At 57.8% G+C, this 17371-nt stretch carries 6 protein-coding genes; all 6 read left to right on the top strand.

Going from position 1 to position 17371, the window contains the following annotated elements:
• The first annotated feature begins 117 nt into the window (after window positions 1–117).
• Entirely contained in the window at window positions 118–9057 is an 8940-nt protein-coding gene (locus ABEB25_RS00915) for a tetratricopeptide repeat protein (protein ID WP_345734489.1), read from the top strand.
• 152 nt (window positions 9058–9209) lie between these two features.
• Entirely contained in the window at window positions 9210–10871 is a 1662-nt protein-coding gene (locus ABEB25_RS00910) for a hypothetical protein (RefSeq protein WP_345734488.1), read from the top strand.
• A gap of 100 nt (window positions 10872–10971) precedes the next feature.
• Window positions 10972–11961 (top strand): AAA family ATPase, encoded by a 990-nt coding sequence (locus ABEB25_RS00905; protein WP_345734487.1) that lies wholly within the window; start codon window positions 10972–10974, stop codon window positions 11959–11961.
• A gap of 159 nt (window positions 11962–12120) precedes the next feature.
• Complete coding sequence (locus tag ABEB25_RS00900) at window positions 12121–12984, top strand: DUF58 domain-containing protein (protein ID WP_345734486.1); 864 nt, start codon at window positions 12121–12123, stop codon at window positions 12982–12984.
• A gap of 12 nt (window positions 12985–12996) precedes the next feature.
• On the top strand, window positions 12997–14769 hold the full coding sequence (locus tag ABEB25_RS00895) for a vWA domain-containing protein (RefSeq protein WP_345734485.1): 1773 nt from the start codon (window positions 12997–12999) through the stop codon (window positions 14767–14769).
• A 20-nt stretch (window positions 14770–14789) separates the two neighbouring features.
• Complete coding sequence (locus ABEB25_RS00890) at window positions 14790–17297, top strand: VWA domain-containing protein (protein WP_345734484.1); 2508 nt, start codon at window positions 14790–14792, stop codon at window positions 17295–17297.
• Window positions 17298–17371: the final 74 nt, after the last annotated feature.

Here is a 17371-nt window from a genome sequence, read left to right as displayed (position 1 = left end):
CATCAGCTTAACGGAGCCGTGACCCGTTTTGCAAACCGTTCATAAGAACAAGACTGCCATCCAGTCTTGTCCCTCAGGATTGATTCTGATAAACCGCTTCGGAATTCTCGTCACGATATGCCCCCCAGGATCCGCATCACCCGTTTGCAGCAGACTCCCGTTCACCGCGCTCATTCGAGCCGATTTTATGCCTGGCTGAAAATGGGAGGGCTGAGCCTAGCAGGCATTCTTGGCAGCCAGGTGACTTCTCTTCACGCTCAGTCTGAGCAAGCCACCCGCTACCATGAAATGCTGCTCAAGCGTCCACAGACCGGATTGGTTCTGGACCGATTCATTGGAGCATGGCTGGAGACAGGCACGCCTGCATCCCTGGCCACTTTCCTGAAACAGCGCGGCAGCACGGCCGCAGACCTCCTGGTGCTGGCGCTCTTTCATGAGTACGAGGGGCAGGAGCAGGACGCCCTGAAAGCCTACACTGAAGCCTTAACTAAAGATGCTCAAAACGCCAGCGCCTGGCTGCAGCGAGCCAAACTGGAGGCACGCCTGCTTGAATTTGAGCCCGCCTTGAAATCCCTGGACCAGGCTACTGCCCAGAAACCGGAGGCTGATCTCGCCCTGGAAATCGGGAAATTCCGAGGCCGTCTGCTGGTGCGTACCGGACGAACAGAAGAGGCCTTAAAAACGTGGCAAATGCTCCTGGCCAGCCGGCCGGAAGATGAAGACCTGACGGAAGAAGTCATCGAACTGCAACTGGATGAGGCCCTCTTTAATGAGGCAGCAAACCTGACCCTCAGCCTCATTGAGCGCAGCAAAGACGCCTCAGTCAAAGTCACCCGCCGCCTGATGCTGGGCGACATTTTGATGCGCAACGGGAAGCAGGCCGAGGCCCTGAAAGTCTATGGTGAGGCACTTGTCCAGTCAGGCCAGGATACCTGGGTGGAACGTGAGGTCCTGGCCCAGATCGAAACCGCTTTTCGTCGCGGAGGCGACCTCGCGGGGCTGCTGGACCACTTGGATAACCTGGCCAAGGAGCATCCGCAGCGCACAGGGTTGATCCAGCAACGAGCCCGTCTCCAGGCGGAAACCGGGGCCGGAGAAAGAGCCCTCGCGACCTATCAAGAATTGCTTCAACGCACACCAGGCCAGAGGGAACTGCGGGAAACTTACCTGGACCTGCTCACACGCCAGCAAAAGTACGCAGAGGCCATCACCCAGACGAAGCTCCTACAGGAACAGAATCCCACCGATGGAGAACTGCACCTGCGCCTGGCCAGCCTGCATCAAAAACAACGCGACATCCCCGCAGCCAAAGCAGCCCTGGGAGTTTACCTGACCCAGCCTGGCATCGGTGAATACGAGCACCTTCGTGTCGCTCGCCTGCTGGAAAGCTGGGAGCTGAAAGCCGAGACCAAGGCCGCCTATGAAACCTTGGTCAAAGCCTTTCCCGAAAGCCCGACCGCCAAGGATGCCCAGGCCCACTATCTGCACCGCACGGGCGAGCGCGAGCCTGCTCTGGCTATCTGGAGTGAACTGGCCAAGACGGAAGATCTGGACCAACTCCTCGCCGTCACCCAGGCTTTGATGACACGCCAGGAGTCCAGCACTGCCAGGGAGATTCTTCATGCACATCAAAAGAAATGGGGGCAGAACGACCGCTTTCTGACTGCGATCATCGCCGCGACATTAACGGCCCGGGAAGTGGCACCCAAGGACACGGAAGACGCAGCACAAACCAGGCTGACGCAGCTTACAGAAGCTGTGCCCTGGGCACTAGAAAGCGTCCGCTTGTCCCAGGATAGCAGCCAGTTGGACGATGCCATCCGCCAAGCGACCGATGTGATCACCCAGGCGGCGGCGGTAAAGGAAACCATAGGGCGGTTGGGGGATCCAAAAAATCTGAAGATTCAAGAGCGGTCCCTCCTTTCTGCCTTGCAGGAGAGCCTGGGTGAAACGGAAGCCGCCGAACAAACTTTGCGTTCTTCAGCCCCGCAGGACCTTCTGGCGGCGCAAGGGAGGCTGGTGCGACTGCTGGAAAAACGCCAAGACTGGCCCAGAGCCGCCACAGAGGCTGAAAAGCTGATGGACATGCCTGAGGGCCGAACTTCTGCAAATGCCCAACGGCTCGTGGATTTCCACCAACGCGCCGGTGAAACCGAAAAGGCGCTGGCCAGGATTCCCGACTGGAAGGCGCTCTCTCCATCGGCATCCCAGCCTTGGTTGATTGAGGCCCAAATTCTCAGCAACAGCGGCAAAGCCGCGGAGGCCATCAAGATTTTACGCACTGCCGTGCGCAAATTTGAAGAGGAAGAGGTTCTTGGAGTTGCCTTGGCCACAGCCCTCAATTTTGACGGACAGTCGGCGGAGGCGCAGCGGATCTACCTGCGTTTTTATGAGACGGCCGAATCCCCCGATGAAAAAAAGCGCTGGGTCACCGCGATGGCTCAGGCTGCTTACTCGCGGGGAGAACTGAGCCGCCTTTTGGATCTTTTCAAAGAACGGCAGCGCATGAGCCGAGAGGATGCCATGGCCTGGCTGGCTCTCGCTGAAATTCATCGGGTAGGCCAAAATGAGAGTGACTATCGCCAGGCTCTGGAGGAGGCCTCACGCCTGCAACCGAGGGACGTAGGCCTGCTGCTGCAACTGGCCCGAGCAGAAGAGGAAAGCGGCCAGTGGCAGCAGTCTCTGCGCACCCTCGAAAAAGCAGCCGCTCTGGATACTAGCAACCGCAGTCGCCAGCAAATGGCTACGGTGCACCTCACCTATGGGGATGAAAACACCGGTTACCGGATGCTCTTCGAAATTGCCGGTGGCAGCAAAATGGACCCCAAAGACGTGCTACGCATGGCAGATGCCATGGCTGCAAAAGGAGACTGGGCCCGCCTGAAAGAATTTTTAGAACCTCTGAGCCAAGCGAATCCTAAAGACTACCGCCTGGCTTATTTCAGAGCGGTTGCCCTGGAGGAAAATGGCCAGGTACCCGAGGCGATTCAGGCTTTTCTTGCGTTGATCCATCTCAAAGAAGAGCTGCCCGAAATCACCAAGGCAACTGCGGGCACGAACCCTCTCACGCCCTTTTATATGCGCATGCAGAAGGCTGCTGAAGAGAGCCTGCCGCCAAACTTCAAAACCTTCATGACGCTCATGGGTCAAGGAGTGTACCAGAGCTACTACCACCAGTATGTGAAGCGGTACAATGTGCGCAGCAATTCAGGCATCGTCCGCATGCCCAGCACGCTGGCTGAAGTGCCTTCGCTCGTCGCCCACCACTTGATCATGCTCAGCCAGTCCTTGGATGCAGCCCGGGCGGCAGAGCTCTGGAAGAAAGCCGCCGCTGCGGGACTGCCCAACACCCAGCAACTCAAGCATCTGCAAATCGACATCAGCCGTCTCAACGTAAGAACGGCTGAAGACGCGATGGAAAAGTCAGGCTGGGATCCCCTCCTGCTCGCCTATGAGGCGACACGCAACGCCAATGAGCTGTCGCCTGAAGCCCTCCAACGCGTTTATCAAATCTTTGGCGCTAAACATCCCAGCATCGCCTTTCCAGCCGCCATCATCGCCCTTCGCAACCAGCCAGAGCTGGGCAGCAAGTGGATGGATCAAATTTTGGATGTCTATGAAAAACGCCCGGATGCCCCCATTGACTGCCTCTATCCGTTCAGTCAACTCCTGGGAGGAGGCCAGCGCATCAATGAATCAGCAACACCTCCAGGACTCACACAGACGCAGAAGGGCAGATTCCAAAAACTGCTCATCGCCATCCTCAAAGTGCATCCTGTGGATGCCACGCGGGTGATGCCTTTTGCCTATGTGGCCAATTCACTGGTGGCCTCCGAAGGCTGGAAGGAACTGATCCCTTTGCTGGAAGAGGAGATCCGCCTTTATGACAGCGAAGGTCAGAAACATAACGGTGCCGTCAAAACCATGATGGCGCAATATGGTGGTTCCCAACAGCCGCTCCTTGAGTCGCTGCCCTTCCCAGTCGCCATCGCATTCCCGGGCCACTTGTCTTTGTGGCTTTACCGCAAAGACATCTACAACCCCAATCCCACCGAAGATGGCCAGCCCGACGCCGCCTTTGCCGGCATCAAGCCCTTCCTCGGAGAGATCAAACACCCCCTGTTGCGTATGGCGCTCGCTTACAAGGCCGATGAGTTGAACCAGATCGACAAAGAGCTATCGACTCGCGCAAATTCCCCGGACGCCACCCAGGTGGAGTTCCTCCAGGCAGCGGCCCTCGCCCAGCGGAAAGACGACCATGACCGTGCAGTCAACCTCATGATCCAGGCCCTCGAGCTGCCCATGGAAAAGTCTCTGCGTGAAGATGTGGATGCCGCCTTGCTGAAATCCATTCTTCTGATCCCTTCCCCCACCACCGCTCAAATCGGACAAGGTGTGCAGTCCGTACGAAGACTGCGCACAGGCAGAATGACGCCCCAGCAGCGGGACGAACTCATCGCGGCAATGACCAGCCTGAAAATGACGGAGGAAGCCGCGCAGTGGTCCCGCATCGCAGCCATGACACCGGCCCCAGCCGCCCCAGCAAGGAGTGTTTCCTACTCTTCGAGCAGCAGCAGCCGCATCCAGACGCTGATCTCTCAAGGCAATCAGGATGCCGCCGTGCGTGAGACGGTGAAACAGCTCCAAACATTGCTGCAAAGCAACTTCCTCAGCGGCAACACCAGCTACGCCAAGTCCGAAACGAAAAAGCTGATCAGTCTTCACAAGGTTAAAGACGCGAGGAAAATGATCATTGAAAAGCTCAATCCAGGAGACCAGGCCCCGCCCACCAAAAGGCGCGAGTTCGCTGGCATTCTGGAGATGCTGGAAGAAAGCCCAAAAGCCCAGGAGATCTATGAAACCTTGCTGGAGGCCAACCCAAGAGATGAATCATCCCTTGTTAGGCTCATGATCATCAGCGCCAAAAAGGACCCCAAAAAAGCTGGCGAACTGCTACAGCGCATATCGGTCAGATCTCTCGGCCAAGGTTTCGGCGAAGAACTGACCAATCTCCTGAACAACTCCTATGACATGGAGTTGGAACCTCGACTGGGCCTGACGGAAGCCATCGCCCAAAGACTGGAACAGGTAGCCGATGAAGTCTCCGCACTGAATTCGCCGAACGGTGCCCTGGACTGGGCTGGCAATCTTCCCTCCATTCTCGCCAACAGTGTGTGCAATGGCAACAATGCCCTGCCCTATCTCCACGGACGCACAGCCCGCCGAGGCTCCAGCGAGGCTGTGGACCGCGACTCCCCCAAAATGAAGAGGCTGATCGAGGTTCATCAGCGGCTATGCCAGGCCTTGATGAAGCACCCTTCCCTGGCGGATATCGGCTTCAGTTGGTATGCTTGCAGTCGGCTTCAGGAAAAGGGGGATGCCAAAGCCATCCATGATGACCTATCGCAGCGAGCCGAGGGCATCTTGAAAGAGGCCGCTACGTTGAATCGCCCGCCAACCCCCATCCGCTCTCGCTACGGCTATTCCAGGGAGATCACTGCTCACTGGAATCCCACTCCTGTGGAGTTTCTCCTCTGGCGCGCCTGGAAAGAAGGGGCCGGCGAACGCATTGAGAAGGAGCTTCTTCCTTTGGCCGAAAAAACACGAGGCAAATCAGAAACGGACATCTACCGCCTTCAGACCCGCCTCTGGGCAGCTCCTGCTGAGGAATTTGCCTCCGTGGCGAGCAGCTACGCCAAAGTCACTCCCGCCAATGCCAACAACTCTTTTGGTCCCCAGCGTCAGCTCATGCGGCTGATTGATCATTGTGTGGAGCGCCAGCTTCCGGGCACCGTATTGGACAGCACCATTCTGGCCACCCAGAAGACGTCATCAGGAGGCTACTCCACGTATTATTACCTGCCCAGTTTTCTGGCCATGCGCCAAAAACTGGCCCCAGAGGCAAACCTGGAGGCATTTCTCAAGCAATGGCTGACAGTCACCCTCGGCCCTGAATCCAACTGGGAAAAACGCATGAACAACTGGGTCACCAACTGGTATAGCCGGGGTGGCAACAACAATGACCGCCCGGCCTACAATGTGGGGCAGACCCTGCAGCAAATCCTGGACGAAGAGGGAGCCATGTCCGTCGGGCTGAAACTCGCCAGCATGACAGGCCTGACCAAGAACGAAGCGTGGCTGGCTAACAATATTTACCAAATGAGGAGCAACGTCACCCGCAACAGCGCCGATGCCCTCGCCTTTCTGGAAGCTATCAATGCCTTCTCTGAAGTGGATACCTTCATGACCCTGCAAAGCAGCCGGGCCAACCATCCGCTCACAGAAATCATCCAAAGCGTGCGTGGCAAACCTGCGATCTTGAAGGCACTGCGCGAAGCGATGGCGAAACGTCAGCCACGCACCTTTGGCACCGACATGGTGGAAGCCATGCTAAAAGAAGACACGGCCATCGCTGCCAGCAACGTGGCCAAAAAAAGGGCGGAACAACTGAAGACCGTGCGCCCGGAGCGGGTGGCCACTCTCACCGCTCTTTTCAAGAGCAACATCCCCAGCCTCAAGACACCTGAGACGGCCGATCCTTATCTGCTGAAGGCACTCGCACCTCTGTTAAGCGTGGAGAATGCAGCCCAGATCAGTCTGGCTGATAACATCGTCAAAGCCACGAAGCTCAGCGACCTCAACCTCACCGACGATGGCTTTGAGGATCAGATCCCACGCCTGATGCATGATCTGGTAAACAGTGACCGGGAAAAAGCCAAAGCCCTCTTTCTCCAGGGTGCGAAACTGATCGAGGCCAAGGCCAGCAGCAACGGCTGGGGTGGCGATACCTGGACTATGGGCTGGACCTACCGCAGCGAACTGGTGGATGATTTTAACGATCTCACCCCCGGCCTGCCCGCCATGGTACTGGCAATGCAGCTTTGTCATGAAGATGAAACGGGCATGCTGATCCTGGATGGCCGATGTGAAGATGGCACCTGGGGCCAGACGCTAGCGGATGCCTGGAGGAAAGCGGGGGGCAATGCACGCCCGGCCCTGGCGACAGACGATTTGCTCATCACTCTACAAAAAGAGTTAGGCCAAACCCCTCCCACCCTGCTCGCCCTGGGATTCTACGAATTCTTTGCCAAGTTGCCCGCAGGTGCGCGAGTACCGGTGCTGAAGGCCGCGCTCAAAGAAGACCCAGGTAACACTGCCAGCCTGCGGGCAGAACTGGCGGCAGCGGCACGCCTGTTCCTGAGCACTGAAAACAGCTCTGCCACAAACGAAGCCCTTCAAAAGACTCTGACTGAGCTCGGCGGTACAGCCCCGGCCTGGACTCACTACCGCCAGACGATGCTCGATACAAAGCTCAATCCCCAAGTACGCATTGCCCTGGCTGCCCATCTTTGCCGCAAAGAACTGCGCCGGCCCGATGACGAAGTGGTGCGCACAGCCATGGCCTTGGTAACGAACGAACATCGTGAATTTCATGCGGTGAGTGGCAGTTTCCATTTCTCCCCGCTGGCCAGGGCTTACTGTCGTCTGCCGCTGGACGATGCTTGGAAAACCGCCGCGAATGAGCAGTGGGAAGCTTGGCTGGTGCGCAACAGCCGCAACAACGAAAGCACCAGTCGCAACCGGGCCTACAGCCCACGCGAGGAAGCGCTGTGCGCCATGCTGGGCATCACCGCACGCCTGGGAAGAGAAGAGGCCGTGAACACGCTCTTAAACAGCAGTTCCAACGAGGCACTGGAAGATGATCCCACAGCCTTCTTGATCCTTGTTTCCAATGGTGCCCACACAGCCGCCAAGCTGTGGCTGGAAAACCACTGGGAAACCTTTCTTTACGACCCCGCCGCCGGCATCGAATTCACCCAAGCATTGGCCGAGGAGCTGCCAAAATTTGCTGCCGCTTGCACTGACAGGCCAGATCTCGCTCTGCTCGGTGAGATGATCTGCGTGACACTCAAAGACCCTCCAAAGCCTACCCAATGGACTGGCTTCACCGATCGCAACAAGCGAGTGATGGCACTGGTGCCGCGCCTGAAATCCACACGTTTTGCAGATGAATCCATCCTCGCCCGCTGCCTGGAGCACACCTCCGAAATCTACGAAACCTACGTGCCGCTGAAAGATCAGTATGATGCCATCGCCGGCAAGGCGGATGTGCTGGCCATCCTGGAACTGGGAGATACCTGGAAAACCCACAAGCGGATGAAACCCACCGCCGCCAGCCTTGCCATGAAGCTGTGGGAAAAAGGCGAATCCGCTGATCTCATCTCCAAACTGGAAAAACTGGCCCAGGCCAGCACCTCCGGCAGCCGCCAGGAAGAGGTGCGCGCCTACACCTTTTCTTACCTCGCGGGTCCTGTGCTGGATTATCTGGCCTGGCACTGGGGCCGGGGAGACAAATGTGATCTGCTGCCCTTGATCACCTTCACAGACAAGGTCATCGCCTGCGCACCGCGCCATGAGGACTGCTATGTCCTAGGCACCACCATCCTGCTAAAGAACATGCTGCACGCTTCGCAGGGAGACAGCGCAGCCTACACCACGTGGCAAAAAGGCCTGAAACCCGCTGAAGCGGAAACCCTGAAAGCAACAACCCTGAAAAGGAACACCTTCTTTGTCTGTGCAGGTTTCTTTGGCAAACCCAAGCCCAAACTTTCACTCGAAGATCGTCATAAGATCCTCCTCCAAATGATGACGGATCCCTGGGTGCAGGCCAAGTTTCCCAGCTCCGGTCCTGGCGTGCCCAATCTGATCGGCATGCTCGTAAACACACACAAGCTGATCACGCTGGAGGAACTGCCCACCAGCACGCCCTTGCTGGAGAAAGCCATGCCGCGAAAAGGCCGCACCGCAGCAGAGGCAGGCGACCTCCTGGCCCAAAATGGAAAGGCGGAGGGGCTCGAACTTTACGATTTCGCGATCAAAGAAGCGGGCAGCGATCTGGGCCTCCGCTGCAATTACACCCTTCGTAAAACAGACCTGCTGGAACGCCTGAATCGCCAGGAAGAGGCACGCAGACTGCTGACGACATTGATTCAGGAACCCAAAATGGGCCCTGGCCTGAAGCGCAATGTCGAAGCTTCGCTAAAGCGCCTCAAGTAAGCGCCTCCCACTGCTACTCATGAATCTTTGGACTGACTCAACGCCCATTCATACCCCGAGGTCTATGCTTGTGGGAATGCGTGGCCGGTCCCGCCTCCAGGCTTGCCTTTTTAAGTCCATTCTGATAAACCCCGTCCGAAATCCATCGCGCCATGCCTGCTGAATCACGCATCCAGATTTTTCTCATCGCAGTGCGTGCCCGGCTGGACCGGGTGAGGCTGGCGAAAACCATCTCCTTCGCCCTTCTCATCACGGGGCTTTTATTGGCCGCCTGGTGTCTGCTTTGGGTCCTCAGAGGTTACGCCGTGCCACGCCTGGGCTATGGGGTGGCAGCCATCGGCTTTCCCCTGCTCACACTTCTCGTCTGGTGGCTAGGTCGGGATGGTGAACGTCAAGCGGCCCGTTTTGCGGACGATCACTTTGGTCTCAAGGATGCCCTGACCTCCCACCTGGGATTCAGCGAACAGCAGCGCGAAGGAGAGTTCATCGCGCTTCAGGTGGAAGATACTGCCCGCCGTGTGGCCACCTGCCAGCCAGCCACCATTCCGGTGCGCTGGTCTCGCAGACTGCTGAGCATTGGGGGCATCCTGCTGCTGAGTTCGCTGGTCATGGGATTCAAAAAGCCCTCCCCCATTGTCATGGAGCGCCTTTCCCTGGAACAGGAAACCTCCCGCAAGACGGAAGAGATTAACAAGGAGCTGGAAAAAGAAATCGAGGAACTGCTCACCCAAACGCCCGATGATGAAAAGGAGCTCCTCAAACCCGATGAATGGCGCCAGTGGCTGAAGGAGCTGCGGGAGACCAAGGATCAAAAAGAGGCCATGCGCCAGTATGCCGAACTGGAGCGCCGCATCACAGAAGCTGCCCAGAAATTGAGCCTGCGCAGCCAGGAGCAGCTTCTCGCCAAAGCGGCCGAAGAATTGCAGCAGGAAGCGCCGCTGCGCCCCCTGGCCAAGGCTTTGGAACAAAAGGACTACAAACAGGCGGCTGAACAACTGCGCCAGATGCAGCCCCAGACCGAAGGCCAAAAACCCGATGAAGCCCGCCAGGAGCTGGCCAAATTGAAGTCTGCTGCCCAGCGCATGGCCGCCGCGGCACGCAATTACCAGCAGCGCAGCGGGCAGCAGTCCCAACAAAAGGCGGGCAGCCAATCACAGTCTGCAGCCGGGGCCAACAGCAGCAAAAGCGGCCAGTCCAGCCAGCAGGCCCAGGGCAGCCAGGGTACCCCAGGCCAGGAAAGCATGGACGAACAAATGATCGCCCTGGAACAGCAGGTGAATCAGCTCGACCAACAAATGCAGAAGGACCCCAGCAGTTCCGAATGCAAAAACTGCCAGAGCCTAGTCCAGCAGCAGCTTTCCAAACTCTCCCAAAGCCTGTGCAAATCCGCCGCCCAATGCAATGCCGCCAAGAAGCTGAGTGCCCTAAGCCAGTGCGCCTCCAAGTGCCAGGGCTATCTGGGCAACAAAGAATGCAACTCACTCAGCCAATGTCTGGGCGAAAAACCAGGTGGTAAAAAAGCAGGCATGGGCAGCAGCGAGAGCCGCCGCAATGAGAGCGAAGTCACCCAGGACAATGGCAACCGCGACCAACTGCAAGGACAGAAGGGCGCTGGCCCCAGCAGCACCAGCATCGAATCTGCCGACAGTGGCTCTGGTGCCGCCAGCCGCCGTGCAACCGAAAGCGAACGGGCCTGGCAGCGGCAGGTGGAAAGCTTCGTCCAGCGTGAGGATGTGCCTGCCGAGGTGAAATCAGGCGTGAAGGAGTACTTCAAAGCCATCCAGCAGGTGGGCGAGGAGCAACCGCCCAAATAAGAAACGCCCTCCATGATTGCATGGCCAGGGAAGGTTTGAGCCAGCCCTTTGCCGCGATCATTACCTCTTCGCTACTTTTTGTTTTCACCTCCCTTTTCACATGTCCTCCAGTCCTGAAACCACCGCCACCGTTCAGCATTTCCATGACACTTTCGAAAAACTGCGCGCTGAGATCGCGAAGTTCATGGTGGGGCAGAGAGACGTCATCGAAAATGTCCTCATCTCCGTCATGTGTGGCGGGCACGTGCTGCTGGAAGGCGTGCCTGGACTTGGTAAAACGGCGTTGGTCAATACCCTCGCCAAAGCCCTGCATCTGAAGTTCCAGCGCATCCAGTTCACCCCAGACTTGCTCCCAGCAGATATCGTAGGCACACAGATTCTGGTGGATCGGGATGGGCGCAAAGTTTTTGAGTTTCAGCAAGGCCCCGTCTTCTGCAACGTGCTGCTGGCAGATGAAATCAACCGCGCCACACCAAAGACCCAATCTGCCCTGCTGGAAACCATGCAGGAAAAACGCGTAACGGTGGCGGGCACCACCCATACGCTCGACAGCCCCTTCTTTGTCCTTGCCACCCAGAACCCCATCGAGCAGGACGGCACCTACCCGCTGCCGGAAGCCCAACTCGACCGTTTCTTTTTCAAGCTCTTTGTCCCCGTACCGAGTCACGATGACTTCCACGAAATCCTCAACCGCACCGGGGGCAGCCATGTCCCCCAGATCAACGCGGTAGCGAGCGGCGAAGACATTCTCAAGATGGGCCAGATAGTACGCGAAGTCCCGCTGGATACCAGCATCCAGGACTACCTCGTCAAGATCGTCCGCGCTACACATCCCACGGACGTGAATGCCACGGAGCGGGTGAAAAAATACGTCCGCCATGGTTCTTCGCCTCGCGGTGCGCAGACTATCCTAGCCGCCGCCCGAGTACTGGCCCTGCTTGACGGTCGCTACCACGTCGCCCGAGAAGACATCGCCAAAGCAGCCCTGCCCGCCCTCCGTCACCGTGTTCTGCTTTCTTTCGAAGGCGAAGCCGAAGGGGTGAAGACGGATGCCGTCATTGCCGATGTCATCGAGAAGGTGAAGGCCTGAGTGCCAGCCCAGCAAGTGCGACGAGGTTCAGGATGGGCGGGTCGTTGAATCCAAGGTTTTCCAGTCTCCACTTCGGCTTTGAAAATCAAATCCAAGTTACTCTGACCACCTTGTTTGCCCCATAAAAACAGCCTCTCTTTTGCCATCTGAAATCGAATCATGCTAACTGACCCCGCCTTCATTCGTCGGCTAGACTCCCTGTATCTTCTCGCGAGGAAGATCCTCGGCGGCTCGTTGCAGGCAGACCGGCGCAGCAACAAAAAAGGTGCGGGCATCACTTTCGCAGACTATGCGCAATATTCGTTAGGCGATGACTACCGCAGCATTGACTGGCGGGTGTATGCGAAGTTTGAATCATTGCTGATCAAGCTCTTCGAACTCGAAGAAGATGCCACGATTTACCTTCTGCTGGATTGCAGTCCCTCCATGAATTCCAAGCAGGAGTATGCCAAGCAGCTCACCGCCGCGCTGGGCTACATCGCGCTCAACACACTTGATCGGCTAGCGGTGTATGGACTGGTGGACAGGCTACAGCCATTGTTTGAACCCAGCCGTGGACGCAATCAGGTGCTGCCTTTTTTGAAATCTCTGGAACTGGCCCCCACCTTTGGCGGCGGCACCGACCTTTCTGCCTGTGCGCGCGAGTTTGAAGCTCGGCACCGCCGCAAAGGACTCGTGTGTGTCGTGTCAGACTTTTTGTTACCCGGAGGTTTTGAAGAAGGCCTCAGCCGCCTGCAATGGCACAAGCATGAAGTCTTTTGCCTGCAAACGCTAGACACCAATGACCTTCACTGCGAATGGAAAGGCGATGTGACTCTAGAGTGCGTGGAGTCTGGTCAAGCCCAGCGCGTCACCATCTCTCCTCGCGAGGCCAAACTCTATGAGCAGGCAGTGGCGGAGTGGAATGAGAACCTAAAAAGCACCTGTGCCAAGCGTGGCATCGGGCATATCCGCGCCACACCCGACCGCCCCTTTGAAGATGTCATCACCGACCTCCTGCGGCGCGGTGGTTTGGTCACTTAATTTCCAATTCTTGTGACCTTTCTCAACCCAGCACTTTTATGGACACTCGCAGCGCTCGCCCCGCTGGCAGCGATCTATTTCCTGAAGGTGCGGCCAAGGAAGAAGCCCGTGACAGCCTTCTTTCTATGGCAGAAGATTTTCACCGAGAAACGTTCTTCGGCATTGTTCAAAAGGCTGCGGGACATCTGGTCCCTTCTGCTGATGGCGCTGGCCTTTGCCGCCGTTGCACTGGCTTTGGCAGAGCCTGACCTGGAAGGCGATGAACGGAAAGATCTGCTCATCCTTGTGGATCACTCCGCCTCCATGTCCGCCAAGGAAGGCGGAGCGACGAGGCTGGAACTGGCCCAACAAAAAGCGCGGGAACTCATCACTGCGCTCCACGGCAGCCAGCGCGCTGCGGTAGCCAGCGTGGCAGATCGCCTGACCATGCGTGCCCAGCCCACGAGGCATCGGCGCAGCCTGCTGGAGGCGGTGGAGAGCATCCAGCCCAGCCAACTTCCCTCCGCTGCTGAGGCCCTGCGTGCCGTGCAACCGGGACAGGATGGCCTGAAAAACACGCGTGTCATCTTCATCACGGATGGCTGTGTGGATGATCCCAACCTGCTATCCCAAGTAGAAGTGCTGAAAGTCCAAAGTGAAACCCCGAATCTCGGCATCGTTCGGGCAGATCTCCGGCCGGTGCCTGGTGAGGGGCTGCGTCTGGGCCTGTTCATCGTGATGCAATCCACCTTTAAAGAAGCTGTCTCGGTGGATCTGATGCTGCGTCATGAGGACAGCAATCAACTCATTAAACTCATCCCCATGCAGGTGCAGCCAGGTCTCAATGCTGCGATCACCCTTACGCTGGAGGATGCGCAAACAGGCAATTGGACAGCCCGCATTGAAAAAGAGGATGCCCTGGCCCTGGACAATCAAGTGTGGCTGAATGTGCCCGCGCGCGATCCTCTGCCCGTCGGAGTGCTGGCAGAAAATGCCTTCTTCCTGGAAAATGCCGTGCGCGCCTTTGAACGCAGTGAGCAGAATCTACAACTGGCCACCAAGGCCAGCCAAGCCCGCCTCTTTTTAGCCTTGGGTCGTGCACCTACCTCAGGCTCAGCCTTGATTTTCCAGCCGCAGGGGGAGAGTCCACTGTGGAGTGAATTGGGAGATGAACTGGCTACACCCATTCCTCGCGTTCTGATCAAAGATCACGCCTTGATACGCTACCTGGATGCTGAAACGATGAACTTCACGGGTGCCCGCAAACTCGAAGCCCCAGCAGGCTCCGTGATCCTGGTGGCAGATGAAAGTGGCGTGCCTCTGATCTACCTTGTGCGTCAGGGAGAGGCCAGCCTCTGCGTGGTGAATCTGGATCCCCTCGCAGCTCAGTTTTATCTCTCCGCCTGGTTTCCAGTGCTGACTCATAATGCCGCCGCTCATTTGAGTCATCGTGAAGCTCCCCTGCCCGCCACCTTCCCCACAGGCAGCCTCACACGCATCCCAGGAATGGCCGCAGAAGAAACGGCCAAGATCCGCACGCCAGCAGGCCAAACCTTTGCCCTCGGGGCAGATGTGCCGTTGCGACTTGAGGAAGTCGGCTTCTACCAAGCCCAGGTCAAAGATCGACAGACCACCGTAGCCTGCTCTCTCATTTCACCCGCTGAATCCAGCGCCGCAGTGGCCAGCATGCAAACCACCACCCGCCCCCTAGCTCAAGGCCAGTCCCCTAGTTATTGGCTGCTCGTACTCGGCCTTGTAGCCCTGGTGGGCGAGTCCGCCCTCTATCATCGCCGGAAAGTCGGCTAACTAACTTTGCCATCTCAAGCATGACCTTTACCACCTTCACGCCCCTGCTTTGGCTACTCCTGCTCCTGGTAGCAGGTGCCGCCTACTGGCGTTCATTGGTGGACCGTCCGACAGGCTTGAAACTCGCCTCATTCCTCCTACGAGTGCTCGGCGTGGTGCTGCTGGCCCTAGCTCTATGCCAGCCCTTCATTCAGGATGAGACAGAGGAAGCCCATGTCGTATTTGTCATGGATGTCTCGCAGTCTGTGGAACTGAAAGCCGCTTTGGAGGCCTTGAAGCCCATCGAAGAAGGCATCCGCCAATTGCGTCCCGGTGACTCCTTCAGTCTCTTTGCCATGGCCAAAGGAGTGCGTGAGCAAACACCGACGGAGATGCGGACCCTCTTGGAAGGCTGGATGAAAGGATTGGCCGATGATGCTTTCCGCTCTGAATCCCGCCTGGGCGATGCACTCCTAAGTTCCCGACTCTCCTTTCCTGCCGGGAAGGCCAAACGGCTCATTCTTTTTAGTGATGGCGTGGAAACAGATAGCTCTCTGACAGAAGCTCTGGAACAACTGCGGCGAGAAGAGGTGGACGTGCGCTTTGTCAAACTCAGCACCCTGGAGCAACCGGAAGCCGCACTGGTGGCCCTGGAAAGCACCACGGGTTTTGCCTTTCAGGGTGAGATGCTAAGGCTGAATGCCAAGGTGCGTGCCAACCGCGACATGCAGGCCCGGGTGCGGCTGCTGAACAAAGGCGTGATGGTGCAGGAAAAGCCTGTGACCCTCAAAGCTGGGGAAGAAACCAAGCTGCCCTTTGACCAGGAAATGACCACGCCCGGCCCCGGGGTCTGGACGGCGGAAATCGTGCCGGAGAAGGATCACTTCCCTATCAATAATCAGGCCTCCATGACCCTGAATGTGCAGGGTCAACCCCGCGTGCTGGTGCTGCATGAAAAGGAGCGCGACATGCGCGCCATCGTCCGCGCCTTGAAAGAGCAGGATTTTGAAGTGGATCTGCGTGGCAAACGCGGCCTGCCAGATCGCATGGAGGAACTGCTGGCCTTTGACTGCATCGTCATCGCCAATCTGCCTGCCACAGAGATGAGCGCGCGCCAGATGAACCTGCTGCGCAGTTATGTGGCAGACTTTGGCGGCGGACTGGTGATGCTGGGCAGTGACAACAGCTTTGGCCTCGGCGGTTACTACAAGACGCCGGTGGAGGAAGTGCTGCCACTGGTCTCCCGCTACGAAAAGGAAAAGGAGAAGCCATCTCTCGCCATGGTCCTAGTGATGGATAAGAGCGGCTCCATGCAGGGCCAGCCCATCGCCCTCGCCCGGCAGGCGGCCAAGAGCGCCGCCGAGTTGCTTTCGGCGCGGGATCAGATCGCCGTCATCGGTTTTGACGGGCAGGCCCAGGTCATCTGTGACATGACACCAGCCTCTCAGCAGAGCACCATCATGGCCGCCATTGATTCCCTGGAGGCCAGCGGTGGTACCTTCATGTATCCGGCGATGGAGGCCGGGCGCGAGATGCTGGACCGAACCACCGCCAAAGTGAAGCACATGATCTGCCTCACCGATGGCCAGACCCAGGAGGCAGACCACATCGGCCTTACGCAACAGATGGCAGACTCCGGCATCACGGTCTCTACCATCGCTTTGGGAGAGGGCTCCGCAGGGGAACTGCTACAGCAGATCGCCGAAGTGGGGCGCGGACGGTTTTATGAAAGCAATGAGGCTGAGTCCCTGCCACAAATCTTCACCAAGGAAACAACTCAGGCCTCGAAATCCGCCACCCAGGAAGGCTTGTTTCCGCACATTCAGATCACGGATCATCCCATGCTCTCCGGTTACGATGCCGATGGCCTGCCCGTGACACTGGGTTACGTCATGACGGAGGCCAAACCGGCTGTGCAGGTATTGCTGGCCGCTGAAAGTGGAGATCCCCTACTGGCAGTGGGCCGTTTTGGTCTGGGTATGGGTCTCGCCTACACCGGAGATCTCACGGAGACCTGGGGCGGAGAATGGCTGGCCTGGGATGGCTGCGGGCGCTTCTGGGCCCAGGTGCTGCGCAGCGTGGTGCGCAAGATGGACCGAGCCGGCCTCGATGCCCGCAGTGAAATCATGGATGGACGCTGGAAAGTACGGCTGGACCGCCGGGATGAAGCCGAAGCCCCCCTTTCCGGTCTGCGCATGGAAGCCCAGGCACTGGATGAAAACGGTCGCCCGTTTGACATCAAAGTGGAGGAAACCGGCCTCGGCCGATACGAGGCCAGCATCCCTCTTGGCACGCGCCAACACATCGCCCTGCGCCTGCATGACCGGGATCATGACAAGCTGGAAGTGCGCCATTACCACGCCGCCTACCCGAACGAATATCGCCTGGATGGCAAGCCGGCCGATTCCCTGAGCACCCTCGCCGGTTATCAGCCCGCCAGCATCATTGCAGCCCTGCCCACAGCTTTTCAGCTACGTCCCATCAGCTCCTGGTTCGCTTGGCTGGCTCTAAGCCTTCTGCTACTCGGCGTTCTGCTGCGCCGGATTTAATCGCTGTCCAGGCGACGACTAGAGGTCTAAAAACAAAAATAAGAAGAGCCAAGCTTTAGAGATCTCTATTCGAG

Source organism: Prosthecobacter algae (genome assembly GCF_039542385.1).
In the GTDB taxonomy this organism is placed as follows: Bacteria; Verrucomicrobiota; Verrucomicrobiia; order Verrucomicrobiales; family Verrucomicrobiaceae; genus Prosthecobacter; species Prosthecobacter algae.
The sequence above is the reverse complement of the archived record's forward strand: the minus strand, read 5'-3'. Positions and strand labels throughout refer to the sequence as shown.